This is a genomic window from Methylophilus sp. E2MeOHC9 (genome assembly GCF_058744375.1).
The window spans coordinates 2,320,702-2,347,162 of record NZ_CP196024.1 but is presented as its reverse complement, the minus strand read 5'-3'; the positions used below and the strand labels follow the sequence as shown (position 1 = coordinate 2,347,162).

22 protein-coding genes are annotated in these 26,461 nt (G+C 48.6%); 2 read left to right on the top strand and 20 right to left on the bottom strand.

Annotation, left to right across the window (positions count from 1 at the left end; translation table 11 throughout):
* Window positions 1–5 precede the first annotated feature (5 nt).
* Complete coding sequence (locus ACSSVF_RS11320; RefSeq protein WP_442586457.1) at window positions 6–383, top strand: DUF779 domain-containing protein; 378 nt, start codon at window positions 6–8, stop codon at window positions 381–383.
* Between the two features lie 51 nt (window positions 384–434).
* Here ACSSVF_RS11320 and cheZ read toward each other — a convergent pair whose 3' ends face one another.
* From cheZ to flhD, 20 genes are all read right to left on the bottom strand, one after another.
* Window positions 435–1,121 carry a protein phosphatase CheZ gene (gene cheZ / locus ACSSVF_RS11315; RefSeq protein WP_492403562.1) on the bottom strand — a complete coding sequence of 229 codons (687 nt, stop codon included), beginning with the start codon at window positions 1,119–1,121 and terminating at the stop codon, window positions 435–437.
* Between the two features lie 2 nt (window positions 1,122–1,123).
* Window positions 1,124–1,522, bottom strand: a complete 399-nt coding sequence (gene cheY, locus ACSSVF_RS11310; RefSeq protein ID WP_055831421.1) for a chemotaxis response regulator CheY — start codon at window positions 1,520–1,522, stop codon at window positions 1,124–1,126.
* A 112-nt stretch (window positions 1,523–1,634) separates the two neighbouring features.
* Window positions 1,635–2,708 (bottom strand): protein-glutamate methylesterase/protein-glutamine glutaminase, encoded by a 1,074-nt coding sequence (locus ACSSVF_RS11305; protein ID WP_442586459.1) that lies wholly within the window; start codon window positions 2,706–2,708, stop codon window positions 1,635–1,637.
* A 27-nt stretch (window positions 2,709–2,735) separates the two neighbouring features.
* A complete protein-coding gene (gene cheD, locus ACSSVF_RS11300; RefSeq protein WP_442586460.1) occupies window positions 2,736–3,344 on the bottom strand; it encodes a chemoreceptor glutamine deamidase CheD in 609 nt (202 codons plus the stop codon).
* A 2-nt stretch (window positions 3,345–3,346) separates the two neighbouring features.
* Complete coding sequence (locus tag ACSSVF_RS11295; protein WP_492403560.1) at window positions 3,347–4,243, bottom strand: CheR family methyltransferase; 897 nt, start codon at window positions 4,241–4,243, stop codon at window positions 3,347–3,349.
* 42 nt (window positions 4,244–4,285) lie between these two features.
* Complete coding sequence (gene fae, locus ACSSVF_RS11290; protein ID WP_442586462.1) at window positions 4,286–4,993, bottom strand: formaldehyde-activating enzyme; 708 nt, start codon at window positions 4,991–4,993, stop codon at window positions 4,286–4,288.
* Window positions 4,994–5,047: 54 nt separating this feature from the next.
* Window positions 5,048–7,159 carry a methyl-accepting chemotaxis protein gene (locus ACSSVF_RS11285; protein WP_492403559.1) on the bottom strand — a complete coding sequence of 704 codons (2,112 nt, stop codon included), beginning with the start codon at window positions 7,157–7,159 and terminating at the stop codon, window positions 5,048–5,050.
* Between the two features lie 336 nt (window positions 7,160–7,495).
* Window positions 7,496–10,156 (bottom strand): methyl-accepting chemotaxis protein, encoded by a 2,661-nt coding sequence (locus ACSSVF_RS11280; RefSeq protein WP_492403557.1) that lies wholly within the window; start codon window positions 10,154–10,156, stop codon window positions 7,496–7,498.
* Between the two features lie 217 nt (window positions 10,157–10,373).
* Entirely contained in the window at window positions 10,374–10,598 is a 225-nt protein-coding gene (locus ACSSVF_RS11275) for a hypothetical protein (RefSeq protein WP_492403556.1), read from the bottom strand.
* 265 nt (window positions 10,599–10,863) lie between these two features.
* Window positions 10,864–13,578 carry a methyl-accepting chemotaxis protein gene (locus ACSSVF_RS11270; RefSeq protein ID WP_492403554.1) on the bottom strand — a complete coding sequence of 905 codons (2,715 nt, stop codon included), beginning with the start codon at window positions 13,576–13,578 and terminating at the stop codon, window positions 10,864–10,866.
* Between the two features lie 530 nt (window positions 13,579–14,108).
* Window positions 14,109–16,727 carry a methyl-accepting chemotaxis protein gene (locus ACSSVF_RS11265; RefSeq protein WP_492403553.1) on the bottom strand — a complete coding sequence of 873 codons (2,619 nt, stop codon included), beginning with the start codon at window positions 16,725–16,727 and terminating at the stop codon, window positions 14,109–14,111.
* A gap of 62 nt (window positions 16,728–16,789) precedes the next feature.
* Window positions 16,790–17,302 carry a chemotaxis protein CheW gene (locus ACSSVF_RS11260; protein ID WP_442586466.1) on the bottom strand — a complete coding sequence of 171 codons (513 nt, stop codon included), beginning with the start codon at window positions 17,300–17,302 and terminating at the stop codon, window positions 16,790–16,792.
* Window positions 17,303–17,314: 12 nt separating this feature from the next.
* Complete coding sequence (cheA, locus tag ACSSVF_RS11255) at window positions 17,315–19,669, bottom strand: chemotaxis protein CheA (protein ID WP_492403551.1); 2,355 nt, start codon at window positions 19,667–19,669, stop codon at window positions 17,315–17,317.
* Between the two features lie 29 nt (window positions 19,670–19,698).
* Window positions 19,699–20,067 (bottom strand): response regulator, encoded by a 369-nt coding sequence (locus ACSSVF_RS11250; protein ID WP_379055762.1) that lies wholly within the window; start codon window positions 20,065–20,067, stop codon window positions 19,699–19,701.
* Between the two features lie 42 nt (window positions 20,068–20,109).
* The gene (locus ACSSVF_RS11245) at window positions 20,110–20,652 is read right to left on the bottom strand and encodes a chemotaxis protein (protein WP_442586467.1); all 543 of its coding nucleotides are present in this window, start codon (window positions 20,650–20,652) and stop codon (window positions 20,110–20,112) included.
* A gap of 91 nt (window positions 20,653–20,743) precedes the next feature.
* On the bottom strand, window positions 20,744–21,694 hold the full coding sequence (gene motB, locus ACSSVF_RS11240) for a flagellar motor protein MotB (protein ID WP_492403549.1): 951 nt from the start codon (window positions 21,692–21,694) through the stop codon (window positions 20,744–20,746).
* Window positions 21,695–21,734: 40 nt separating this feature from the next.
* Window positions 21,735–22,595: a flagellar motor stator protein MotA gene (gene motA, locus ACSSVF_RS11235; protein WP_442586469.1), complete on the bottom strand. Its 861-nt coding sequence runs from the start codon at window positions 22,593–22,595 to the stop codon at window positions 21,735–21,737.
* 187 nt (window positions 22,596–22,782) lie between these two features.
* Window positions 22,783–23,661 (bottom strand): class I SAM-dependent methyltransferase, encoded by an 879-nt coding sequence (locus ACSSVF_RS11230; protein ID WP_492403548.1) that lies wholly within the window; start codon window positions 23,659–23,661, stop codon window positions 22,783–22,785.
* 67 nt (window positions 23,662–23,728) lie between these two features.
* The gene (flhC, locus tag ACSSVF_RS11225; protein ID WP_442586471.1) at window positions 23,729–24,295 is read right to left on the bottom strand and encodes a flagellar transcriptional regulator FlhC; all 567 of its coding nucleotides are present in this window, start codon (window positions 24,293–24,295) and stop codon (window positions 23,729–23,731) included.
* A 46-nt stretch (window positions 24,296–24,341) separates the two neighbouring features.
* On the bottom strand, window positions 24,342–24,665 hold the full coding sequence (gene flhD, locus ACSSVF_RS11220; protein ID WP_379029762.1) for a flagellar transcriptional regulator FlhD: 324 nt from the start codon (window positions 24,663–24,665) through the stop codon (window positions 24,342–24,344).
* Between the two features lie 608 nt (window positions 24,666–25,273).
* On the opposite strand from flhD, the gene flhB reads away from it, so the two are divergent.
* Entirely contained in the window at window positions 25,274–26,446 is a 1,173-nt protein-coding gene (gene flhB / locus ACSSVF_RS11215; RefSeq protein ID WP_492403546.1) for a flagellar biosynthesis protein FlhB, read from the top strand.
* Window positions 26,447–26,461 lie beyond the last annotated feature (15 nt).

Sequence of the window (26,461 nt, the reverse complement as noted above, 5' to 3'; positions counted from 1 at the left end):
AAACCATGGCTGAAAGACTTTCTGCAACACCCAGTGCGCTCACATTGATTGAACAGCTCACCCAGCAGCACGGCCCGATAGTGTTCCTGCAATCTGGCGGCTGTTGTGAAGGCAGCGGCCCCATGTGCATGCCCGCCGCCGAGTTCAGGCCCAGCCCGTCGGATGTGAAACTAGGTGTACTGGCGGGCGCGATTTTTTATATGGGCGACAGCCATTTCAGCTTTATGGCGAATACGCATACCATCCTCGATGCAGTGCCCGGCTCCAGTGGCTCATTTTCACTCGATTGTGGCAGCGGCTTTGCTTTTATCACGCGTGGCCGTGTCTACACTGATGATGAGTTAGCGGCATTGCCGGTGGAGGAGCGTGTCGGTTATGCATAAGCAAAAAGGGCCAACGGGCCCTTTTTGTTATTTTGCTTGAAAAGTCAGTTTTTAAAATCCTAAACTATCCAGCAAATCGTCAACCTGCTCCTGGTTAGAAACCACATCCACTGTATTGTGCGGGTTGATTTGCGGGCCATTCAGCAATGAATCTGAAGGCTCTTCTTTTTTGGCACCGGGCGAAAAGTCCACCAGCACTTGCACCAGCTGTCTCTCCAGCTCTTGTACCAAGGTAGTGATTTTCTTGATCACTTGCCCGGTCAGGTCCTGGAAATCCTGCGCCATCATGATATCCATCAGCAACGATTTAGTGGTTGCCGTATTTTTATCTGCCAGAGACAGGTATTCCAGCGTTTCATGCACCACAGAATCATATTCGGATTTGAGTGCCGAACTCGCCATCACCTCTTGCCAGCGGGCTTTTAAAATACTGGCCCTGTCAGCGAGCTCAGACTGCAATGGCGTGGCCAGATCAGTGGCATTCAATACACGTTCAGCGGCCTGCTCGGTCATTTTGGCAACATAATTCAAGCGATCACGCGCATCGGGGATTTCCTGCGCCACTTGTTCCAGCACCTTGTCATAACCCAATGCACTCAAGCTGTCGTGCAGCGTGCGTGTCATGTGGCCAATCCGGCTGATCATATCTTCTTGTTGGTTATCGTTCAGGTTATGCATCAAGGCAGAAGCCATATCTACCATTGCATTGTCTTGATTCGGATTGACAGCTTCGGTCATGGTTACGCCTCGCCTTTTTCCAGTTTCTCAAAGATTTTAGATAATTTTTCTTCCAGCGTTGCCGCAGTAAAAGGCTTCACCACGTAACCGTTTGCTTTTGCTTGTGCGGCTGCAATGATGTTTTCTTTTTTGGCTTCCGCCGTCACCATCAACACTGGCAATTTGGATAGTTTCGCATCTGCACGGATATTTTGCAGCATGGTCAGCCCATCCATATTTGGCATGTTCCAGTCAGACACCACAAATTCGAAATCACCACTGCGTAATTTGCTCAATGCATCGGCACCATCCTCTGCCTCCTCGACATTGTTGTAGCCCAGCTCTTTGAGCAGGTTACGCACAATTCTGCGCATGGTGGAAAAATCATCAACCACCAGAAATTTAGTATTCGGATTGCCCATTTGTTACTCCGCTATCATTAGTGACATATTTTATAGTCAGCATTATCAACCGGGATGGTATCAATGCTAGCGCCAATAAAGCGCTGAATTGCCTGTTTGTTCTTTACCAGGTTTAAACGCGCATCGCGCGTTCACTATTGGTTGCCAGGTAATGCAACACTAGCCTTGGCAGGTCTTTTAAATGCCCGATCTCATGCACGCCACCATGTGCAACCGCTTCACGAGGCATGCCGTAGACAACGCAGCTATCTTCATTTTGCGCAAAGTTGTAAGCCCCGGCTTCTTTCATTTGCAACATGCCCACCGCGCCATCTTTACCCATGCCGGTCATGATAATGCCTATGGCATTTTTACCGGCGTGCGTCGCTGCAGAATCAAACAATACATCTACAGAAGGCTTGTGTCTATTCACCGGCTCGCTATCAGACAGGCGAGTGACATAGTTGGCACCACTTCTGGCCAACAGTAAGTGCTTGTCACCTGGCGCAATGTAGGCATGGCCTGGCAAGATCCGCTCATTATCCACGGCTTCTTTGACTGAGATCTTGCACAGGCTGTCCAAACGGTCAGCAAAGGATTTGGTAAACCCTGCCGGCATATGTTGCGTGATTAACACACCAGGACAGTCTGAAGGCATTTGCATTAAAAAGGCCTTGATGGCTTCGGTACCACCGGTAGAGGCGCCGATGATCAGCAATTTTTCACTACTGATCAAAGGGTTACGGATGGCATTTTGCACCTGGCCACCAGCAGCTGACGCTTTGGCTATGCTTTGCAACGTGCTGACTTTGGCTTTGGCAGCCGTGCGGATCTTATCGGTAATTTCATCGGCATATTGCTGCATGCCCTGCGAGATACCCATTTTGGGTTTGGTCACGAAATCCGTGGCGCCCAGTTCCAGCGCACGCAAGGTGATTTCAGAACCCTTTTCTGTCAGCGTAGAAACCATCACTACCGGCATAGGCCGCAGGCGCATGAGTTTTTCCAGAAAATCCAGCCCGTCCATCCTCGGCATTTCCACATCTAGCGTCAGCACATCCGGGTTCAATTGCTTGATCATTTCACGCGCGACCAAAGGGTCAGGCGCGGCGCCTACCACTTCCAGGTCTTTGGTATCATTGATCAGACCTGTCAGCAAGCTGCGGATCAGCGCCGAATCATCAATGACTAATACTTTGGTTTTCATATGATTTCCTTTTTATAATTATTATTATCAAAACAAATCGATATCGCCGCCCACATCGTTGGTTTTCAGCTTGCTGGAGTAAGCCTGCTCGCGTTTGACCAAGGTGTAGTTGTTCAGTTGTTTCAGTTTTTTCACTAGCACTTTACCGGTTTTGGGAAAATAATAGACTTTACGTGGATAAATATCCAGCAGGTCTTCCCCGGTCACTTTAATACCTTCATCTTTGAGGTATTTTTTAACGAACTCTGCATTGCGATCACCGACGTTATTGGTTGTGAAACTACGCAAAACATTGCCCCCGCCAAAAATCTTGGCTTCGAGATTCTCACGCTTGGCGCCATTCCTCAACAACTGGTTGATCAGTACTTCCATGGCATAAGTGCCATAGCGCATGGATTCTGAAACAGGGCTATCGCGATCTGCGCTGCCACTCTCAGGCAGCATGAAGTGATTCATGCCGCCAATGCCAGACCTGGTATCGCGGATACAGGCAGATACGCATGAGCCAAGCACCGTGACAATCAGCATATCCTTATCGGTATAGTAATATTCTCCAGGAGAGATCTTGGCTGCATCGCAATTAAATGTTCTGTCAAAGTAGAGGGTGTTTGCAATATCTTCTTGTGAAACACTCATGACTATTTCCGATTCATTAACAGGCTGGAACGAGCCGCGCCATTAGTTTTTAGTTTGTAAACGGTTTTACCCAGCAATTGCAATTGGTTGGAAACATAGAGGAAATTCTCTGAATGCCCTGCCAGCAGCAAGCTGTCTTCATTCATTAGTGTAATAAATTTTTCAATGATTTTGCTTTGTGTGGGCTTGTCAAAATAGATCATGACATTGCGACAGAAAATCACATCATAGCCGTCACGAAACGGCCATTGCTGATCCAGCAGGTTGAGCTGGTGAAAGTGAATCAAATCGCGTACCGATTTTTTGACTCTGACTAATCCCTCATGCTTGGCAGTGCCTTTTTCAAAGAACTTGCGCAGCCTGGATTCATCCATTTTTTTAATGCGGTCTATCGGGTATACACCCGCACTCGCAGTCGCTAATACATTGGTATCGATGTCAGTCGCGATGATTTCTACCGGAGGTTTGAGCGAATTAAATGCCTCACACGCGGTGATGGCAATGGAATAAGGCTCTTCGCCGGTCGAAGCCGCAGAACACCAGATACGGATTGGTTTTGAATGCTTGTTTAAAGAAGCAAGCTTGGTCAGATGTTCTGCCAAGATGGGAAAATGATGCTCTTCCCTGAAAAAAGAAGTCAGGTTGGTGGTCAATGCATTGGTAAATGCCTGCCATTCGTCTGAGTTCTGGTGTTGTTCAAGCTTATCCAGATACAGCTTGAAGCTTTGCATATCAAGTGCACGTAAACGTCTGCCGATTCGGCTGTACACCATATCCGTCTTTGCATCGGACAATGAAATGCCTGCATGGCGATAAATCAGACTTTTAATTCTGACGAAATCATCGCGCGTAAACAAAAACTCGCGATCTTCTTGTTCTTGTTTTTTCAAGGCAGCCACTTCGTTATCCTATGCAAATCCGTTGGGTTCCATTGGCTTAAATTAAGCCTTTGTAGTGTTGATGCGCTCTTTCATTTGATCGATCGCTAATTCAACTTGTTTCTCTTCGCGTGCTTTTGCTTCAGCACTGGTGCGTGCATACTTGCTACGCTCTTGCATTTGAGTGATGGCCAAAGCAGCTGCGGTGTCATCAGCACGACGGTTCTGTGCTTCTGGTGTTTGTGCCGCAAACGGGTGCAAGGCTTCTTTGTATTGTTTCACTACATCAGCCGCTTTAGGCTCGCGGTTGATCGCGGCTTTCAGTGCGATTTTTGTCGCGCGGTAGTTCCAGTCCTGGATACGGTCATCCATATCTGCTTTGCTGTCGATGAACACGCCTACGCAAATAAATACATCATCGGCTTCTTCCAGAGGAATCGTGCCATCAGCGACGCAATCCATCACCGCCATGGCTACGCCACGCTGTGCCGGGCCAAACATCTGAGTCGCCTGGCGACCATCTTTAATTGTTACTTTGTTAAACATTACGGTGTTTGGCTTTACCATCATGTTTGGCGCTGCAATCGCCAATAAACCGTTTACTCCTTGTTTTTGATCGGTGAGCGTACGACAAAATGCGTCTTCTGCAGCGCTACCGCGTGGTCCTAAGATCAAGTCAATGTGGGCCACATTTTTCAAATCCAGACCACCTTCAGGACGGTCCTCAATCACCAAGCCTTCACCAATCAATACTCTATCAATCACTGCCATTTTTATGCTCCTGTTAATTAAAAGTACTACTTTATAAAGGGCTTACAGCGTGCCCTATCCATTACTGACTTGACGGTAATCTTCCGTCCAGCCTGCATTCTCGTGACGCGAACTCTTCGCATTGCCTTCTACAATAAATACACTCACCGCTGTTGCCAGCTCATTCGAGTGATCCATCAGTGATTCGGCAGCCGCAGCCGCTTCCTCAACCAGGGCGGTGTTTTGCTGTGTCACATCATCCATACGGATCACCGCATCATTGACCAGGGCAATACCAGCACTCTGCTCGTTAGAAGCCGAGGCGATCTCGCCGATAATGATGCTGACGCGTTTGACCGAGCTCACAATCTCATGCATGGTTTTGCCGGCTTCTTCAACCTGGCGGCTACCTTCTGCAGTCTTGTTGACCGAGTCATTAATTAATTCTTTAATTTCGCGCGCAGCTACGGAAGAACGCTGGGCAAGGTTACCCACCTCGGCAGCCACCACCGCAAAACCGCGGCCCTGTTCACCGGCACGCGCAGCTTCAACCGCGGCGTTCAGCGCCAGGATATTGGTCTGGAAGGCAATGCCGTCGATGACAGAAATAATGTCTTCAATCTTGCGTGCGCTTTCATTAATGTCGCTCATGGTGTGTACCACGGCGTTGACCACATCGCCACCTTTGACAGCCACTTGCGAAGCCTGGGCTGCCAGTTCATTGGCTTGTTTTGCGTTTTCGGCATTCTGTTTCACCGTTGAGGACAATTCATCCATGCTGGAGGCTGTTTTCTCAAGGTTAGCGGCCTGGTCTTCGGTACGACGGCTTAAATCTGCGTTGCCCTGGGCGATTTCTTTCGCTGCGATATTGATAGATTCAGCAGCGGCCTTCACCGTTAATACCGGTTCTACAATCATATCCAGCGTGTTGTTCATGCCTTCAACAATCCTGCGGTAATCGCCTGGATGGCGGCTGGCATCGGCACGCACAGTGACGCGCCCTGCTTTTGCTGCTTCGGCCAGCATTTCGGCATCATGATTCAATGCTTTCAGGTTGCTGCGTACTTTTTCGATGGTCTGGTTGATTTCGGCTTTCTGGCCAGGGAACTGCTCTAAAGGCGCATCAAAATTACCATCACCAAACGCTTTGACGCAGGCCATGGCTTTTTGATTCAATTCGATGTGGCCGGCAACAATCTTGTTGATCGCATCTGCCAGCACTGAGAATTGGCCTTTAAACATATCGGCACGCAAGGTCATATCGATATTGCCTTTTTCATGCTCGCTATTGACCCAGTTCACTGAATCGACGATGCCTTTCAGGTTGCCGCGAATGCGATCAACACTCTTGTTCATGGCGGCTTTTTTGCCTGGCAGAGGCTCCAGCTGTGCAGTGAGGTCACCGCGGCCAATACTGTCCATCACGGCGATGAATTTTTCGCTATCACCAACGTAGCCAGACACCATGGTGTTGATATTTTGCGCAACTTGTTTAAAGTTGCCATCAAACCTGGTTAGCTCAAGCAGCGTATCGTACTCGCCCTGTGCATGTGCGCCGCTCATATTGGCTAAATCTGAAATCAGGGCATTGATATTGGTTTTCAGGCCATCAAAGTGTGCATTCAATACTGAAAGATCACCTGGCAATGGTTGTAGCTGGGCATCGAAATCGCCTTGGCCTAGTGCCAGCATGGCGTCACTTGTTTTTTGCAGGATATCGGCAGGCAAGGCTAACGTTTGGTTAATGCCTGCTGCCATATGACGATATTCGCCATGAAACTGGGTGAGATCGATCGCGGCATTAAAGTTGCCATTCGCATGTTCGGTAGCAATGTAGGCGATTTGCTGGCTGAGTTTTGCCAAAGTGCTTTTTGCCTGATTTAATGCATTTAGCAGACTGATATCATCTGTAGAGGTTAAACCGCCTGCATCGCCAAAATCGCCTTCAGCAATATGTTGTGCGACTGCAATGGCCTCAGTAGCGTTGCCACCCAGCTGGTTTTTAGCGCTTAAAATAAATAGTGCAGCCAGCCCTGTTGCACAGGCTATTACCCCTGCCCCCAAAGCCGCGTGAATAAAACTGATGGCGATGCCTGCGCCTGATACCACTAATAGCAAGCCTAACTGATACGATACCTTGAGACGTCCAAACCCACTTGCAAACACACCCGATTGACCTGACAACATGTCGTCACTCCTTGTTTTTTTAATTTCCAAAACCCTGTGATATGGTTTTTTGTACTATTTATCGCTATATATTGGCCATTATTCAATACCACCACAGGTTTTGAATGGTGTGAAAAAAGGGGAAACTTAGCTCTATTTTGGTAATTGCAAACCTAAAGAAATCAAAAAGGCAGGATTCAGCTGCGGCAGAAAATCATGCGCCAGCCTTTAAAGACTTTTTGCTTCGTGCAGAAAAAGCCTGGCAGCAAGTCGTGATCAAATCATCAGCGTATAAAAATCAAACATAAAAAAAGCCGACCACAATTGCAGTCGGCTGTGAGTGAAACAATGACTCAGCTAAAATTCTGCCCAACTTTCATCGTCAGTGCCGGTTCTTCGCGAAGTCCCGGGCGACTGCGCAGGTGCACTGGCGCTAGCCTGTGGCCTGCTACCTTTTTGTTGACTGAAATGTGAAACAGCGCTCTTAGTAAAGGTGTGTTGTGGCGCGGCTGTTTGCTTCACTGCATGCCCGCCCCCAAAGCTCTTGCCTTCCAGTTTGAACTGGCTGATGGCATCCGCCAGCTGATTGGCCTGGTCTACCAATGATTCTGCCGCAGCTGCTGCTTCTTCAACTAATGCCGCATTCTGCTGCGTGGTTTCATCCATGCTGGTCACGGCCTGGTTGACTTGGTCAATACCCGTGGTCTGCTCGGCAGAAGCCGCTGATATCTCACTGATGATGTCAGCCACACGTTGTACAGATGACACAACGTCTTCCATGGTGTTACCGGCATTCTCTACCAGGCGGGTACCTTCGGTGGTTTTGTTGACGGAGTCAGTGATCAGTTCTTTGATTTCCTTGGCTGCACTGGCTGAGCGTTGTGCCAGGTTGCGCACTTCACCTGCCACCACGGCAAAGCCTCTGCCCTGCTCGCCTGCCCTTGCCGCTTCTACCGCTGCGTTCAGGGCCAGGATGTTGGTCTGGAAGGCGATACCGTCAATCACGGAGATAATATCTTCGATCTTTTTAGCACTTTCGTTGATGGCACTCATGGTCGCGACCACTTCGTTGACCACGGCACCACCTTTGACGGCGACGTCAGACGCTGTCAATGCCAGCTGGTTAGCCTGTTTGGCGTTCTCGGCGTTCTGTTTCACGGTTGAAGCCAATTCTTCCATGCTGGCAGCTGTTTCTTCCAGGCTGGATGCTTGCTGTTCTGTACGTGCTGACAGGTCAGCGTTACCGCTGGAGATCTCGTTGGCAGCCGTGGTAATGGTTTCTACGGCTTCTGTTACGGCAATGATTGGGTCTACCACCATATCCAGGGTGCTGTTGACACCTTCGATGATCTTGCGGAAGTCGCCCTGGTGTTTGTCAGCGTCAGCACGTACGGTAATACGGCCTTCACCGGCAGCCTCGGCCAGCAGGTTGGTGTCTGCGACCAGGTTGTTGACAGCTTCGATGCTGGTATTGAGGTTCTCTATCATCTGGCTGTAATCACCTGGGTAATGGTCGGTGATCTTGGCTGGAATATTGCCTCTCGCGATGTTGTCCAGGTACTCGGAGGTGATGGTTAATGGTTTCACCACTGCATCCAGTGTGCCGTTAACGCCGTCAATGACCTTGCGGAAATCGCCATTGTGTTTGCTGGCGTCAGCGCGGGTAGACAAGGCGCCGTTTTGTGCAGCCAGTGCCAGTTCATTCGCATCGGCCACCAATGCATTCACTGCATCGATACAGGTGTTCAGGTTGTTGATGATCAGGCTGTAATCGCCCTGGTATTGCTCAGTGATACGCGCCGGGATATTGCCTTTGGCAATGTTATCCAGATAGCCGGAAGTGACACTCAATGGCTTCACGATGGCATCTAAAGTATTGTTCAGGCCTTCTACAATCATGCGGAAGTCACCCTGGTGACGGGAAGCGTCAGCGCGGGTTGATAAACGGCCTTGCACGGCGGCGTGCGCCAATTCGTCGGCATCGCTCACCAAACGCTTGATATTGCCACGCACCTGTTCGATCGCTTCGTTCACAAAGGCCTTTTTACCTGGGAACTGCTTCAATGGTGCGTCAAGGTTACCTTCACCGAAGGCTTTAACCACTTCGATCGCTTCCTGGTTCATGGCAATGTGGCCAGCGACCATTTTATTGATACCGGCGGCCATTTCGCCATAGCCACCTTTAAAGCGGGTCTCGTCCACTGTGCAATCGATATCACCTTCATCATGCTGTTGGCTGACGTAGTTCAGGGATTGCACCAGGCCATCCAGGGTCTTTTGCAAGACGCGGATAGAATAGGCCACGCTGGTTTTATCATCTGCTGGCAAGTCTATCTTCTGCTTCAGGTTGCCTTCACCGAAGTTACGGGCAATCACTGTCAGTTCAGCAGGTTCCATACCTAACTGTTTGAACATATTGCGCTTGATCAGCAGGCCTATCGTCACGACCAGGGCAAGTGCCACCAATGCAATCGCAAACAGCAACACAATGGCCTGATTTTTAATGCTTAATGCTTGGCTAGCATTGGCCCGCGCGACATCATTATTAAACTGACGGTGCTGGCTGATCGCATTTTGCACATTCGCAATAATGGATTGATTGGAAAGCAGCACATCACGCGCTTCTTCCTTTTTGTTAGAAAGCGACAATGTCAGGGCATTACTACCCAAACCATCATAGGCAGTAATCGATGCCAAATCTTTTGCGAGCAAGGATTTATCTTCTGCAGAACTCACAAAACGGTCGTATTTTTTAAGTGCAGCCATGAGTTTGCCATGCGTTTCGGCAACCTGCTTTTCAATGGTCTGCATCTTGGCATTTTCTGTATTGAGCATATGCTGCCAAATCAGGCTATTCAATTTCTCAAACTCTGCCAGTGTTTCATCTAATACTTCAATGCTGGGTGCAGCTGTTTCATTCGCATAATTGGTATAGCCATATATCCGTTCAGTCTGAAAATAACTGATACCAGCCAATGCAAATAACCCCAAAGCTGCCACTACAATCAGAATGGTCATTCTTTTTGCGACGCTCATAATTTTTATACTCCAAATCCGTTAATTATTTTTAGCCAGAGCCTGGCTTGCATACTATGTTCTTACGCGCCAGTAGTTTCCTATCAGCCAATAAAATGCGTTTTATGACTTCTTTTCAGGCTCAAGCTTTACTTTCTGGAAACACGAGCATTAAAAAACCCCTCACTACAAGGGGTTTTCTCTCATGACGATCGTGAGCTTACTTTTTCACTTTCGATGCATCTGCAAGATCTGTTTTTTTCTTGGCATTTGACGATTCGGCCACTGCATCACCTTTCATATGCGTAGCAGTTAATTCAGGGCTGCCTTCTTCGTAGCATACGCGACCCATCATTGATACTGTGCAAACTTCGGCAGCCTGTGCCTGGGCAGACAATACAGATAATGCGCACAAAGCGATGGCAGTTTTAAACGTGTGTTTCATAAAGTCTCCATTAAAGGTTAAGTCTTGTTGTAGTGGTTATTTGTTACCACTTAACCTGGTTTACGTATGCTTTGAGAGAAACTTGAGAGAACTTACAACTCTGTTACAAAATATATTTATTGCAACATTTATGACACTTTTGCTTGCATTTAAACAATAGATCCATCACGCAAGACAGCAAAGAAAAAAGCCGACCATATGAGGTCGGCTTTTTATGATTGAATCACTAGCGAAACTTAAAGACTAGCTAAACATGGTGGACGAGTTAAAACTCTTCCCAATCACTGTCGTCAGTCCCTGTCCGTTTAGGGGCGCTAGGTTTGATCAGCGGTGGGCTACTACTGCCACCGGATGCCGACTTACCATATCCACTCTCTGACCCTGACCTGGATGAACTACTATTGTGCGAACTTGATGCATACGCAGCCGTTTTCACCGGTGTTGGTCTTACTACTGGTTTTTGCGTTACCGCATGTCCGCCACCAAAGCTCTTGCCTTCCAGTTTGAACTGGCTGATGGCATCTGCCAGCTGATTGGCCTGGTCGACCAATGATTCTGCCGCTGCTGCAGCTTCTTCAACTAATGCCGCATTCTGCTGCGTGGTTTCATCCATGCTGGTCACGGCCTGGTTGACCTGGTCAATACCCGTGGTCTGCTCGGCAGAAGCCGCTGAGATCTCACTGATGATGTCAGCCACACGTTGTACAGATGACACAACGTCTTCCATGGTGTTACCGGCATTCTCTACCAGGCGGGTACCTTCGGTGGTTTTGTTGACGGAGTCAGTGATCAGTTCTTTGATTTCCTTGGCTGCACTGGCTGAGCGTTGTGCCAGGTTGCGCACTTCACCTGCCACCACGGCAAAGCCTCTGCCCTGCTCGCCTGCCCTTGCCGCTTCTACCGCTGCGTTCAGGGCCAGGATGTTGGTCTGGAAGGCGATACCGTCAATCACGGAGATAATATCTTCGATCTTTTTAGCACTTTCGTTGATGGCACTCATGGTCGCGACCACTTCGTTGACCACGGCACCACCTTTGACGGCGACGTCAGACGCTGTCAATGCCAGCTGGTTAGCCTGTTTGGCGTTCTCGGCGTTCTGTTTCACGGTTGAAGCCAATTCTTCCATGCTGGCAGCTGTTTCTTCCAGGCTGGATGCTTGCTGTTCTGTACGTGCTGACAGGTCAGCGTTACCGCTGGAGATCTCGTTGGCAGCCGTGGTAATGGTTTCTACGGCTTCTGTTACGGCAATGATTGGGTCTACCACCATATCCAGGGTGCTGTTGACACCTTCGATGATCTTGCGGAAGTCGCCCTGGTGTTTGTCAGCGTCAGCACGTACGGTAATACGGCCTTCACCGGCAGCCTCGGCCAGCAGGTTGGTGTCTGCGACCAGGTTGTTGACAGCTTCGATGCTGGTATTGAGGTTCTCTATCATCTGGCTGTAATCACCTGGGTAATGGTCGGTGATCTTGGCTGGAATATTGCCTCTCGCGATGTTGTCCAGGTACTCGGAGGTGATGGTTAATGGTTTCACCACTGCATCCAGTGTGCCGTTAACGCCGTCAATGACCTTGCGGAAATCGCCATTGTGTTTGCTGGCGTCAGCGCGGGTAGACAAGGCGCCGTTTTGTGCAGCCAGTGCCAATTCATTCGCATCGGCCACCAATGCATTCACTGCATCGATACAGGTGTTCAGGTTGTTGATGATCAGGCTGTAATCGCCCTGGTATTGCTCAGTGATACGCGCCGGGATATTGCCTTTGGCAATGTTATCCAGATAGCCGGAAGTGACACTCAATGGCTTCACGATGGCATCTAAAGTATTGTTCAGGCCTTCTACGATCATGCGGAAGTCACCCTGGTGCTTGCTTGCATCTACCCTTGCGCTCAAGCGACCTTCAACGGCGGCATGCGCAAGCTCATCTGCGTCACTGACCAGGCGTTTGATGTTGCCGCGCACCTGTTCGATTGCTTCGTTCACAAACGCTTTTTTACCCGGGAACTGCTTCAATGGTGCGTCCAGGTTACCTTCACCGAAGGCTTTAACCACTTCGATCGCTTCCTGGTTCATGGCAATGTGGCCAGCGACCATTTTATTGATACCGGCGGCCATTTCGCCATAGCCACCTTTAAAGCGGGTCTCGTCCACTGTGCAATCGATATCACCTTCGTCATGCTGTTGGCTGACGTAGTTGAGGGATTGCACCAAGCCATCCAGGGTCTTTTGCAAGACGCGGATAGAATAAGCCACGCTGGTTTTATCATTTGCCGGCAAATCTATTTTCTGGTTCAGGTTACCTTCACCGAAGTTACGGGCAATCACAGTCAGTTCAGCAGGTTCCATGCCTAATTGAGCACGCAAACGTCTGGTAATCAACACGCCGGTCACCACAATCACAGTCAGGCATAACAAGGCGATAGCAGAAGATTGCCACAATGCTTTTTCTTTGATCGATGCGGCATTATCAGCATGGATCAGGCTGGTCTTCTGGTTGTACACCATATGATCATCCAGTTTGTTCGCCAGTTCAACTGCGACTTTGTCGGCTTGCTGCAAAAGGATGGCGGCTTCAGGTGAGCCTGCATCGGACAAGGCAAGTACACGTGTCATCTGATCAAAATAACCAGCAAGCATATTCTGTTCTTGCGTGAACATTTCCTTGTCAGTGCTATCAGTCGTCAGGTCCTTGTAGCTATTCATGGCCTCTTCGACCACTTTACGGCGCTCCTGGATTTGCGCGGCTAGCTTTGCTTTCTCTGCCGGCGCCGTTGCAGACACATGTCGCAACAGGTTCAAGCGCAATCTCTGATAGAAGTTCTCAGCTTTGGAAAGCTCCAGAATGCTGGGAATGCTATTCGCATTGGCCTGATTGGTATATTCATATACCTTGACGACCTGAGTTAAGGTAAATCCGATCAGGATCACCATTGCAATCGCGCAAGAGGCGATCAACAGATACATACGTTTCGCTATTGTCATCACAAATCCCTAACCATCAAATTAAATTGTATAAATACTTATTTCTCGCACGATTATTGCAAAAATACAGTCGCTCACATGCGTTCATTAGAAGGGTTTTTACCCGCCAAATCAGCATACTGTTCGACACTTTTAAGCCACTCGCACCACAGGTGTCAGCCACGACCGTTTTGACTTCAATCCACGTGTCATAAACTTAACCATTCCTTATCATTAATATCGTATAAGCATCAGAAAACTTGATAGCAATTAAATGTAAATTTATTCAATAAATTCAATTACTTTGCAAAAAATATTTTTTTGATGAAGGGTGATTTCGTCGCGAACGAAAAGTAAAAAACCAGGAAAAAATCAAGGGCTACTTTTACGTGAATAGATTGAAAGATGGATGAAAAAAAGACCGGATAAATCCGGTCTTTTTAGAAGAGATCAATGAGGATGACAGCGGTGTAACCCGGGAAAGCTGCAAACCTTAAATTCAGTGTTTTGTGCTGCTTTCCTGTAATGCCACCATCGTCTTCAATGGCAGCTTAAAACTCTTCCCAATCGCTATTATCAGTCCCGGTTTTTGCCAACCTGGCAGGTTGTTCCTGAGCGCTGGAATGACTTGGAGCGGCTGGTTTGGCTTTGCTAACAAATGGCACTGGTGCTGTTTTTTTCGCAGGTGCAACACTGGTTCGTTTGGCCGGACTTGCGTTATGCAGCCTGTATTTATTGACGGAATCCATCAATGTAGCAGCCTGCTCAACCAGCGATTCAGCGGCGGCAGCGGCTTCTTCAACCAAAGCAGCATTTTGCTGGGTGGTTTCATCCATTTCGGTCACAGATTTATTGACTTGATCAATACCTGAGCTTTGCTCGGCAGAAGCAGCTGTGATTTCGCCCATGATATCTGTCACACGTTGCACAGAAGTAACGATCTCATGCATGGTTTCACCGGCGTTTTGTACCAGTTTGGTGCCTTCAGTCGTTTTGCTGACAGAGTCGGTGATCAGTTCTTTAATTTCTTTGGCGGCACTGGCTGAGCGTTGTGCCAGGTTACGTACTTCACCTGCCACCACTGCAAAGCCCCTGCCCTGTTCACCTGCCCTGGCCGCTTCAACTGCTGCGTTCAAGGCAAGGATATTCGTCTGGAAAGCGATGCCATCAATCACAGTGATGATGTCTTCGATCTTGCGTGCACTTTCATTAATCGCACTCATGGTGGTCACGACATTACCCACCACTTCACCGCCACGTACTGCCACCTGTGAAGCGGCTTCAGCCATTTGGTTCGCCTGGCGTGCATTGTCGGCGTTCTGTTTCACGGTAGAAGCCAGTTCTTCCATGCTGGAAGCGGTTTCTTCCAGGCTGGATGCCTGCTGTTCAGTGCGGCTGGAGAGGTCATTATTACCGCTGGCGATTTCCTGGGCAGCGGTATTGATGGTTTCGCCTGCTTCACGAATCTGCATCAATAACTCTGTCATGTTTTCCAGCAGGTTATTCACGCCTTTACAGATATCAGCAGTCGGCCCGGTTTTATCGGACAAATCAATACGATCGGTTAAATCACCGTCTGCCGCATTGGCAATGATGGATGAGATCTGATCGCTGACGCGACGTTCCTGTGTGATATCCACCCATTCCAGTGAAGTACCAGAGCGAACACCGGCTTTATCAAAAATAGGCATGGCTTTCAGGCGGACAAACATGTCGCCCAAAGGCATTTCTACCACATGCTCCTTGGTTAAAGAAGCAAGCAAACCGCGTTGATGCGCCGGATTCTTGTGGAAGATATCGAAATTCTGGCCGACGATTTTGTCGGCATCAAAGTTTGGCAATACCTGGCGGAAATTGGATTCCGAGCTGCGCATCAGGCGCTCGGTAGAAGCATTCATGTAGCGGATGATACCGTCGTTGTCTGCCATCATCATATTGGTTGAGGCAGAATCCAGCGTGGTTTGTATCATAAAGGCTTCAGCCGATTTAATCGCCTGTTCCTTATCTGCCAGCACCGCTTTAGTGATATCTGTCGCATATTGCACGACCTTCACCGGTTTACCATCCAGCCCGATAATCGGGTTGTAAGAAGCCTGTAACCAGATGTCTTTCTGGTTCTTGCCATAACGATGATACACACTCTCGTCAGGCTCACCACGATTCAATTTGGCCCAGAATTCCTGGTATTCCGGGCTGGCTTTAAGTCGCTCGCTCACAAAAGTGCTGTGATGCTTGCCTGCCACCTCTTCCAGAGTATAACCAGTGACCGCCAGGAAATTCTGGTTGGCAGTGATGATGTTTCCGCTGAGGTCAAACTCGATCACTGCTTGTACTTTTGCGATGGCTTGAACCTTGCCTTGATAGTCCAGTTCAAGTTGTTTTTCTGCAGTGATACAGAAAGAGAAAATCTTGATTTTTGCCAGGGTTTTGTCATCGTTCAGGACAGGGATATAGTTGGCGCTAAACCAGTATTCATTCCCTGTTTTTGAAACGCGGCAGACTTCCTGTTTGCCGTTTTCACCTCTGGCGAGTTTTTCCCATAACTGCTTGTATTCTGCGCTTTGGGCTGAATGTGCTTTGAGCAGGAAGCTGACATTTTTGCCGACCACCTCTTCGCGAGTGTAGCCTAAAGGTGCCACCAACAGCTCGTTACAATTCAAGATCGTGCCTTGCGCGTCACATTCCATCACGCCAAAGGATTGGTTCAGTGCCTGGCCGTTTTCCTGCAGAGCGATGTTTTGCTGTTTATCTTGTGTAATATCCGTCAGGTAGGCGACCGTTTTGCGCAGTTTGGATGATTTGTCCAATACGGGTGCGTAATAGCCTTGAAACCAGGTTTCGTTGCCTGATTTATTGATCAGTTTGAAAGCACCAACGCTTGATTTCCCTGCACCCAGATCTTTCCAGAAGCTCTGGTATTCTGGCTTGGCTGCATCTTCAGCAGACAGTAGTTTGCGATGAGGTTGCCCAATCAATTCATTGGCGCTGTAACCGAGTGCTGCACACAAATTCTCATTTGCATGGCTGATATTGCCCTCAGCATTTAATTCAATGACGGCCCTAGCCTTGTTGATCTCAGTTTTGAGTGCTGAGAATTCGGCAGATTCATCCAGAATATGCTGATACTGTTTAGTCCCTGCTGCCAATTTATTTAAAACTGTTGCAAACATAATCGCCCCTTAGCAAGAAGTGCCTGTTCCGATGTCGCTATTTTGTTATTTGAAAAGTGCCGTTAATGCACCGCAGCGTCCATCAATTCCATTTCGTTGCTCGTCATCAATTTCTCGATATCCACCAGGATCAGCATTTCCTGCTCAATGGTGGCTAAGCCAACGATATATTTAGTATCGATGCGGGTGACCAGCGATGGTACTTCGCGCAAATGCTCGTCGCGTAATTCGCGGACGTCAGACACACCATCCACCACGATACCGACGATGCGGCCGTTTAAATTGAGGATGATGACAACGGTAAATTCGTTGTACTCCACCTTGCCCAGCTTGAATTTAATGCGTAAATCGACAATCGGTACGATTTTGCCGCGCAGATTGATCACGCCTTTAATAAAAGGAGGCATATTGGCTATCTGTGTCACTGCATCATAGCCACGGATCTCCTGAACCTTGAGGATCTCGATGCCGTATTGTTCATTGCCCAATACAAAGGTCAGGTATTCGCCAGCAGCTGTTCTGATACTGCCAGCGTTGCCCGCACCGTGATTGTTAGTCATTTCTGTTGTAGTCATTGCATATGCTCCTTATGCATTGATGTGATTTTTTAAATTGGAATAATCCTGGTCGGCAAATGACCGACCGCCTGTTACATAATTCGTTGTTTGCCCCATCTGGGTGATCGCTGGCACATCAAGGATCAAGGCCACTGAGCCATCGCCCATGATGGTGGCGCCGGATACGCCTGGAATGCGTTTAAAGTTCGTCTCCAGGCTCTTGATCACGACTTGTTGCTGCCCTACCAGGCGGTCGACAAATAATGCAGATTTCTTGCCATCCGCTTCCAGGATCAGCAGTACGCCTTCAGTCGGGTCTGTGATCTCGGTAGGATGGTTAAACAATGCATGCAATGCAATGATAGGCAGGTATTCGCCCCGCACATGCACCATCAAACCTTCGCCAGTGACGGTTTTCAGGTCTTCGGCGCGTGGTTGCAAGGTTTCGACAATCAGGTTCAGTGGCACCACATACAGGCTCTTGTCCAATGAGACGGACATACCATCCAGGATCGCCAGGGTCAGCGGCAACGAAATGGAAATCGTTGTGCCATAACCCAGTGCCGAACGGATTTCGATATTGCCGCCCATGGCGCTGATGTTACGTTTGACCACGTCCATGCCGACGCCGCGGCCTGAGACATCTGTGACCACTTCAGCGGTTGAAAAGCCAGGTGCAAAAATAAGGCTATAGACTTCGCTATCGCTCATGCTTTCGTTCACTGGCAAGCCATTTGAAGCGGCTTTGGCCAGGATACGGTCACGGTTCAAACCGCCGCCATCATCGGTGACTTCAATGACGATGCTGCCGCCTTTATGCGCTGCAGATAAGGTCAAGACACCAATTTCAGATTTACCCATCTCACGACGGGTTTCCGGTTTTTCAATGCCATGGTCTACACTGTTACGCACCAGATGGGTCAACGGATCTACGATACGTTCAATCAGGCTCTTATCAAGCTCGGTGGTGGCACCATTGGTGACAAATTCCACTTTTTTGCCTAATTTACCTGCCAGGTCACGCACCATACGCGGGAAGCGCGAGAACACGAAGTCCATAGGCATCATACGGATAGACATGACGGATTCCTGCAGGTCACGCGTATTACGGGTTAATTGGGTGACACTATTAATCAGGCCTTCGTTATCGGCCGGGTCCAGTGCATTCACACGTTGTTCAATCATGGCTTGTGTGATCACAAGCTCGCCCACCAGGTTGATCAGCTGGTCCACTTTTTCAATGCCAACACGAATCGAACTGGTTTCAGCACTCTGTGCCGCTGGTTTGTCGGATTCACGACGCGCTTGCGCACGACGTTCGTCTTTGACTTCAGGCGCTGGTGCATTGGCGACGGCAGTGCTTTCAGCTTCGGCAGAGGCTTTTGCCAATGCCGCAGCAGCATTATCATCACCAATCATTTGTGCTTTTGGTGCATCCGGATGTGGTTTGAACGGCGCAAAGAAACCGTAACCTTCTTCCTGAGTCTCTTCACCATTATTGCTAAACAGGCCATAACCCACTTCTTCAGCGACGGCGATCTTGCCATCCTTTGTCGCGGGTTGTGCCGGTGTAGCTGCATCGTTGGTAAAAAAGCCATATCCAGGGTCTGCGGGTTCTGCTTCTGCCACAGCTGCTTCTGCCACTGGCGCCGCTGGCGTTTCTGCAGCTGCCGTTGCGCCTGCGACTTGAATCACCAACGCATCCGGGTCAACGATGAATGAGCAAATAGACACGATATCATCGGTGCTGGAATCTGTTTTGATCAGTAAGGCATGGCGATTGTCGGCACGCTGATACACAGCCACTTCACCCAGCAATTCCAATTCATCTTTCAGGTTGCCTAAATCTTTTTCAGTCACGTCTGGCAAACCAACGTCATATAACTGCAGGCCTTGCGCTTGTTCTTCTGCTGAGAGCGTTAATGCCAGTGTTGGCTGGTTCACAGATGCGGCCACTGGTTCCGGCGCTGTAGCTGCTGCTGGTGCAGCCACTGCGGTGCCTTCAGACAATGATTTCAATCTGGCAGAGACATCACTCACTTGCTCAGGGTCTACATCTGAGCCATTACGGTGGCCATCCACCTGCATTTTGATCACATCTTTAGCAGCCAGGAAAGCATCCACATGCTCAACGGTCAGTGCCATTTCTTGCTTGCGAATTTTATCGAGCAGGTTTTCCAGCACATGGGTGATTTCTGTCATGTCCATAAAACCAAAGGTCGCCGCGCCACCTTTTATTGAGTGGGCTGCCCTAAAAATAGCATTCAGCTCCTCGATATCCGGTGAATCCACATTGATTTCAAGCAACAGGCGCTCTGCTTCGGCGAGTAACTCCTCAGCCTCGTCAAAGAACACCTCATAAAACTGGCTCATATCCACTGTCATTATTTTCTCCAGTCCCTTAACCAGGGCACTTAAGCACCGATCACTTTTTGTACGACTTCGATTAAACGTTTAGGATCAAAAGGTTTCACCAGCCAGCCATTGGCACCAGCCGCTTTACCTTTTGCTTTCATTTCATCTGATGACTCGGTAGTGAGCATCAGGATAGGTACTTTTTGGTAAGAGGCCAGGTTACGAAGATTGGAGATCAGCGTCAGGCCATCCATCACCGGCATGTTCTGGTCAGTCAATACCAGGTCAACGGTCTTTTCCTTGGCCCGGTTCAAGCCATCCTGTCCATCCACGGCCTGCACCACATCATAGCCAGCAGCTTTCAAACTGAACGCTACCATTTGACGCAAAGAACCTGAATCGTCTACTGTTAAAATTGTCTTCGCCATTTTCACTCGCCTTTTTCACTCAATATGTTAAACGTGCTGTGATTAGAATAAATCGATATCACCGGTCGCCAGGTCTTGCTGATTCACTGACTTGCGTAAGTTGCCAGTCAGGTGGTGGCTACCCTGGTCAAAATTCTGGTTTAGTTGCATGATGAAACGTCTGATTTCCTCATGCTCGTTATCCGCTGCCATCGGAAACTGGTGGCTGGATAATTCTTGCAATAATGTTTTCAAGCCATTGACACGATTGATCGTGCGTTGCAATAGCTGGTTGGTCATGTCCTGGAACTGCATGCCGGTCACAACTTTATTCACCTCATTGCCAATGTTGTCCTCAAACACCTGCAGCTGTTGCACCACATCAGGGTGTAACTTGCCAGATTCAGCCAGTAACTTGATCACGGCTTGCTGCTCCGTTAATTGGGCATGCACGTTCATGAAACTGGTGCTGAGTTTTTCAATCGCTTCATTCAGCAAAAAGGTGGTTTGTTGTAAATCGGTTTCGATTTCCAGTAAATGCCGGTCACCATGGCGAGAAACTGCAGCCAATAACTCCCTTAACTCTTCGATGGGCAATGTTTTCATAGTGGTCCTATCTTGCCTGATTCCCCTGCTTTCCAATCAAGAAATAAGCATCATAAACATCGCTTATTTCTTGGGCTTCTTGATACAACGTTTATTTCTCTTCGACTGCTTTTTCCTGATTATTCTGTAACGATTTCACCTGCGACAAGTCATTTTCACTGGCAGAAATCTGGTCGTTGTCTTTCAACAGCTCTTCTTCGGTTTCCTTATTCATCACGATCAGGCTGATACGGCGGTTGATCGGGTTAAACGGATTTTCCTTATCCATCATGATGGCCGAACCCAGGCCTACCACCCGCATCAACTTGGTTTCATCCATACCGCCGGAAATAAGCTCACGGCGTGAGGCATTGGCACGGTCTGACGATAACTCCCAGTTACTGTAACCATGATCGCCATTGGCATAACCAGCCGCATCGGTGTGGCCGGATAAACTGATTTTGTTATCAACGCCATTCAGTGTTTTACCGATTTCACGCAAAATCAGTTTGGCGTAAGGCTGCAACTCCGCTTTGGCGTTCTCAAACATCGGGCGGTTCTGTTCATCAATGATCTGGATGCGCAAGCCTTCACTGGTGATATCCAGTTTCAGCTGTGACTTGAATTGTTTTAAGGTCGGGTTTTCTTCAATCGCCTGTTCGATTTTGGCTTTCAGCGATTCCAGTTTGATCTTCTCAGCCTTTTTCAAAGCCTCTTTCACATCTTCGATCTTGACCATTTTCAGCTTGCCGGGGTCACCATCCACTGGTTTCACCTGCCCTTGTTTCTTGGTCACGTCCTTGCCACCGGTATTTTTCAGGGCTGAATCACTTTGCCCGACGGATGGGCCCATCAACACCACGTGCAATGGCGTCTGGAAATATTCTGAAATGCCTTCTTTTTGCGCTTTCGAGGTGGAGCCTAGCAACCACATCAGCAGGAAAAACGCCATCATCGCTGTCACGAAGTCAGCATAGGCGATTTTCCAGGCGCCACCATGATGGCCGCCGCCGCTTTTTTTGATCTTTTTTACAATAATCGGGGCAACACGATCTTCTGCCATGAGGTTCTCCAGCGATACGCTGATTCAATAACTGCGTTAATTATTTCGACTTAGCCTGTTTCACGTGCTCTTCAAGCTCGGTGAAACCAGGACGTTCGGTGGAGTACAAGACTTTACGACCAAATTCCACGGCGATCGGCGGGGCGTAACCGTTCAGGCTGGCAAGCAATACCACTTTGACGGTTTGAAAGCTTTTGCTGGATTCTTCCAGTTTCTGTTCCAGCAGGCCGGAAAGCGGGCCCACAAAACCGTAGGCCAGCAGAATGCCGAGGAAAGTACCCACCAGGGCATGCGCAATCAGGATACCCAGCTCAGCCGGAGGCAATGCCACGTTTTCCATGGTATGCACCACGCCCATCACCGCTGCCACGATACCAAACGCTGGCAAGCCATCACCCAGTTTGGCGATACAATGGGCTGGCACATGGCCTTCCATATGGTGGGTCTCGATTTCGTTATCCATCAGGTTTTCTACCTGGAAGGCATCCATATTGCCGGACACCATTAAACGCAGGTAATCAGTGATGAATTCGACCAGATGATGGTCATGCAGGATATTGGGATATTTGCTGAACAAAGCACTGGACTCAGGGTCTTCGATGTCTTTTTCAATCGCCATCAAACCATCCTTGCGGATTTTGGTCAGTATCTCAAACAGCAAGGCCAGCAGATCCATATACAGCTGCTTGGAGTATTTGGAGCCTTTGAACAAGGTCGGCAAAGCTTTGACAGTGGCCTTGATGGCTTTACTATCGTTACCGACAATAAACGCACCAAACGCACCACCAAAAATCATCATGACTTCCAGTGGCTGCCACAGCGCGCCCAAATGACCGCCTGCCAGCGCATAACCGCCGAAAATCATGCCGCAAACGACTACATACCCAATAATAACGAACATGCCCTACTCCACTTTTAGCATTGAATATGGATAGCATAACAATCGCCACCCCGTTTCAATGTTGCAAATAAAAGGGATTTAGCAGGCTAATTAGCTTGCAGTGCCAAACTGGCTAATGCGGTTGAGCGAGGTATGAACTATCGCCAGATGCCTGAGGGCGGGCATATGCCACTGCATATATGCAGTGTTACAAAGTGTATACGTAAAGTGCGGGGGAGCTTGGTGAAGGGTAGATAATACGCGCAGCGGTGACATCAACCACCGGGAATTCGGAACTGATGAACAGGCTGCCCGGGCGCATTTCCTGCTGTACTTTTTGCCAGACATCCGCCATCACGGCTGGTGATAGATAAGCGAAGACGACATCCAGTACTGCGAAGTCAGTCTGGCGGTAATCGCCCAGCGCGAATTTGGCACGGCTGCCAGTGAAAGTCGCATGGATCACGCTGACCAGCCATGGCAAAGGCGCAATTTCAATCCCGTCTATCTGGTCTTGCGTACGTTGTTTGGATAAAAACAGGGAAACATCGCCGAGGCCACTACCAATATCGAGCACACGCAAGGGCTGTTCGCCAGCATGTTGCTCAAGGATATTGTGCATGGCACGCCAGGTTGCGGGGAAAGACGGGTAAAAAGGTACACGGGTATTGTGCACTGACCAGTATAGCGCCAGGGTGATGACGAAACCGGCCAGGTAAACGATAGCGGGTAGTGCAATTTGCTGCATACAGATCACAGCGAGTGGGAAAACCACATGGATCCACCGCCACCAGACCGGCATCCGGATAGCCCTGGCCATGATGCTGACCAGCAATGCATGCGGAAACAGCCAGAACCAGATGGTATCCAGTGGCAGGCCCACATTGCGTAACTCAAAAGCGAATACGCTGTTGATTACGCCAGGCGCGACGCCCGCAATCAACAGCAGACTCAAACACTGTATCAGCAATGCCTGGCACCATAATTTGCGCGGCATTATTTTCTGCATCCATAACTTAGGGGACAGGAGACGTTGTTCCATTACATATTGCTGCAACGCCCCTGCCGAAAGTTTGTTAGAACGCATGATGAGTCTTTCTTTAAATACCAGGTTGTACTAGTTCCAACCTGCCAGTCACTAATTTATTCAACCATTAAGCTGACATTGAAACCAGTTTGTAGCTGAGTTCTTTGGCTTTTTTGGTTTTACCGGCACGTGAAGGTACGTGACACAGGTTGCACACATAGTTCTGGTTCAGATCGTAGCTGTTGACGATATATTGGCCGCCGCAGCAATGACAGACTTTAGTCGTCAGCATTTTGCTTTCAATGAAGCGTACCAGCGTCCAGGCACGGGTCAGGGACAAGATAGGCTCTTCAATCTGGCCACCATCCGGGTTTTGCACTTGTTGCATATACAGTGTGTAGGCTTTGATGATCGCGTGTATGCCTTCAACCCCTGCGTAATCCACCATGAAACGATAGATATTATAGAAAATCGAAGAGTGAATATTTGGCTGCCAGGTCAGGAACCAGTCAGTAGAGAATGGCAACATACCTTTAGGAGGTGAAACACCTTTCATCTCTTTGTAGAGCTTGATCAAACGCTCACGAGATAAAGTAGTTTGTGATTCCAGTAATTGTAACCGTGCGCCCAGCTCGATCATTTGCATGGCCAGTTTAATTTGTTCTGCTTCGTTAACTACACTCTTCTTTTGCATGATAAACCCTCTTTTCTATTCTTTATCGCCAGATGGGAATGACTACTTATACGTTAGATTCAGCTGCTTGGGCGGACATCAGTACCGCTGTGTGCAAGTGTGCTTGCGCAGGATCTTTAGTGTAGCTAGTCAACATGCCCAGGATTTCGCTGTCGTCAAAACGGAAGCGTGTCAGCAGCATGTTTGTGTTACACAGTTTGAGAAGTTGCAGATTGGTCAGGTTTTCCAGCAGGTCAGCAATTTCCTTGTTGATACCTAAACGGAAAATTGCAGTGGCCTTGTCAGAGCGGATCAGTTGTTGTGCCAGCATCAGGTAGTTCAGATTGGCATCTTTGATTTCAGCGAGTAAATCGTTTTGCATGACATTCATGATCTTTTCTCCATTTATTTGCGGTTCAATTTAAGTACGCATTTGCGTTAGGCGTACTTTGCGCGCATTCATGGATACCAACAATCAGGGTTTGTCGGTTAATTTTGTAAGACGGACGAAAACAGCCATGTAGGTGTTTGTCTTACAAAACCCGGCATGGCACAACACACAACCATATAAAACAAATGGTTATGATATTTATTTAATGTTTAACTAGAATAAATATATGGCTATTCTCGCAGTCGCCTGCTCCTTTCAATTCAATAAATAATTAAAGTTTTCCCGTTGTATTCCGTTAACAGCCGTTTTTTGCCTGTTCTGGCTGCATGAAATCAAATACACGGGCACTTTTTGTCATAACTCGTTTACGGCGGCCTGTACTAAAACTTTAGGGTTTCGTTTAAAAATAATTCATTTATTTTATAAGTCATTGTTTTTAAATTGAAAATAATTTAAATATTTGCACTTATTAACAAAACAGAATTCATAATGATTGGATTGCGGTCAATAAGTCCCTTTATTCGAACTATAAAAAAGAGGGGTACTGCTGAATAATCACTCATGTCACGGAACGCACGTCGTGTTCCTGAACCCCACAAGTGAGTGATATGGCAGCTGATGACAGCGATATGGAGAAAACCGAGGACGCGTCCCCCAAGCGATTGGAGAAGGCACGCGAAGACGGCGACATTCCCCGCTCACGTGAACTGGCTGCCTGTGCAGTATTGTTCACGACCGGTATGGCCATCATGATGCTTGGCCGCCCTATGGGTGAAGCATTGAAAAACGTGTTGAGAAAAGGATTGAGATTTGACCGGGCGCTGGCGTTTGAACCGGCACTGCTCATCACACACCTGCTTAAAGTAATCGAACAAGTGATGTGGGCTTTCCTGCCGTTGGCACTGATCATGGTGGCTGTGGCTATCGCTTCACCGATTCTGGTAGGTGGCTGGGTGATGTCGCAAAAATCACTTATGCCTAATTTTGGCAAGCTGAATCCTATTAAAGGCATCAGCAACATGTTTTCCAAAAACTCTGTTGTTGAGCTGGTGAAGTCGCTGGCGAAAACCATCCTGGTGGCCTCTGTTGGCTACTCCATCGTGAAAAAAGATTTGCAGCCTATGCTGGGCTTGTCTGAAATGCCACTTGAATCCGGCATCAGTGCTGTGAGCGATTATATGGTGACTGGTTTTTTGACCATTGCCTCTGCGCTAGTGCTGATCGCGGTGATCGATGTGCCCTACCAGCTTTATCAATATGCGCAAAAGCATAAGATGACCAAGCAGGAATTGAAGGACGAAGCCAAGGAAGCGGAAGGTAGCCCGGAAGTCAAAGGCCGCATCCGTCAGCAACAACGCGAAATGGCCCGCAGAAGAATGATGAGCAATATCCCGACTGCCGATGTCGTGATCACCAACCCGACGCACTATGCAGTGGCTATCAGATATAAAGAAGGCGAAACCGGTGCACCTATCGTCGTCGCCAAGGGCATGGATGCCATCGCCTTGAAGATCAGAGAGATTGCAGCAGAGCACAACGTCATGACGATGGAATCTCCCAAGCTGGCCCGTGCTTTACATGCGCATACAGAACTGGAAAGTGAAATACCGCAAGCCTTATATGCAGCAGTGGCCGAGATCCTGGCTTATGTGTTTCAGCTGCGGGTATTCAAGCAACATGGTGGCGTACGCCCTGCTATGCCAGACAATGTGCCGGTGCCGGATGCGCTGGACCCACATGCACTGGTGGCAACGCCGCCTAGCGCAACAGATATTGAGTAATTAAAGCAGGTTTAA

What these genes read in the sequence shown, in the direction of transcription:
- ACSSVF_RS11320 (WP_442586457.1), top strand. Translation starts at nt 6, where the DNA reads ATGGCTGAAAGACTTTCTGCAACACCCAGTGCGCTCACATTGATTGAA.
- cheZ (WP_492403562.1), bottom strand. Translation starts at nt 1,121, where the DNA reads ATGACCGAAGCTGTCAATCCGAATCAAGACAATGCAATGGTAGATATG.
- cheY (WP_055831421.1), bottom strand. Translation starts at nt 1,522, where the DNA reads ATGGGCAATCCGAATACTAAATTTCTGGTGGTTGATGATTTTTCCACC.
- ACSSVF_RS11305 (WP_442586459.1), bottom strand. Translation starts at nt 2,708, where the DNA reads ATGAAAACCAAAGTATTAGTCATTGATGATTCGGCGCTGATCCGCAGC.
- cheD (WP_442586460.1), bottom strand. Translation starts at nt 3,344, where the DNA reads ATGAGTGTTTCACAAGAAGATATTGCAAACACCCTCTACTTTGACAGA.
- fae (WP_442586462.1), bottom strand. Translation starts at nt 4,993, where the DNA reads ATGGCAGTGATTGATAGAGTATTGATTGGTGAAGGCTTGGTGATTGAG.
- ACSSVF_RS11285 (WP_492403559.1), bottom strand. Translation starts at nt 7,159, where the DNA reads ATGTTGTCAGGTCAATCGGGTGTGTTTGCAAGTGGGTTTGGACGTCTC.
- ACSSVF_RS11280 (WP_492403557.1), bottom strand. Translation starts at nt 10,156, where the DNA reads ATGACCATTCTGATTGTAGTGGCAGCTTTGGGGTTATTTGCATTGGCT.
- ACSSVF_RS11275 (WP_492403556.1), bottom strand. Translation starts at nt 10,598, where the DNA reads ATGAAACACACGTTTAAAACTGCCATCGCTTTGTGCGCATTATCTGTA.
- ACSSVF_RS11270 (WP_492403554.1), bottom strand. Translation starts at nt 13,578, where the DNA reads ATGACAATAGCGAAACGTATGTATCTGTTGATCGCCTCTTGCGCGATT.
- ACSSVF_RS11265 (WP_492403553.1), bottom strand. Translation starts at nt 16,727, where the DNA reads ATGTTTGCAACAGTTTTAAATAAATTGGCAGCAGGGACTAAACAGTAT.
- ACSSVF_RS11260 (WP_442586466.1), bottom strand. Translation starts at nt 17,302, where the DNA reads ATGACTACAACAGAAATGACTAACAATCACGGTGCGGGCAACGCTGGC.
- cheA (WP_492403551.1), bottom strand. Translation starts at nt 19,669, where the DNA reads ATGACAGTGGATATGAGCCAGTTTTATGAGGTGTTCTTTGACGAGGCT.
- ACSSVF_RS11250 (WP_379055762.1), bottom strand. Translation starts at nt 20,067, where the DNA reads ATGGCGAAGACAATTTTAACAGTAGACGATTCAGGTTCTTTGCGTCAA.
- ACSSVF_RS11245 (WP_442586467.1), bottom strand. Translation starts at nt 20,652, where the DNA reads ATGAAAACATTGCCCATCGAAGAGTTAAGGGAGTTATTGGCTGCAGTT.
- motB (WP_492403549.1), bottom strand. Translation starts at nt 21,694, where the DNA reads ATGGCAGAAGATCGTGTTGCCCCGATTATTGTAAAAAAGATCAAAAAA.
- motA (WP_442586469.1), bottom strand. Translation starts at nt 22,595, where the DNA reads ATGTTCGTTATTATTGGGTATGTAGTCGTTTGCGGCATGATTTTCGGC.
- ACSSVF_RS11230 (WP_492403548.1), bottom strand. Translation starts at nt 23,661, where the DNA reads ATGCGTTCTAACAAACTTTCGGCAGGGGCGTTGCAGCAATATGTAATG.
- flhC (WP_442586471.1), bottom strand. Translation starts at nt 24,295, where the DNA reads ATGCAAAAGAAGAGTGTAGTTAACGAAGCAGAACAAATTAAACTGGCC.
- flhD (WP_379029762.1), bottom strand. Translation starts at nt 24,665, where the DNA reads ATGAATGTCATGCAAAACGATTTACTCGCTGAAATCAAAGATGCCAAT.
- flhB (WP_492403546.1), top strand. Translation starts at nt 25,274, where the DNA reads ATGGCAGCTGATGACAGCGATATGGAGAAAACCGAGGACGCGTCCCCC.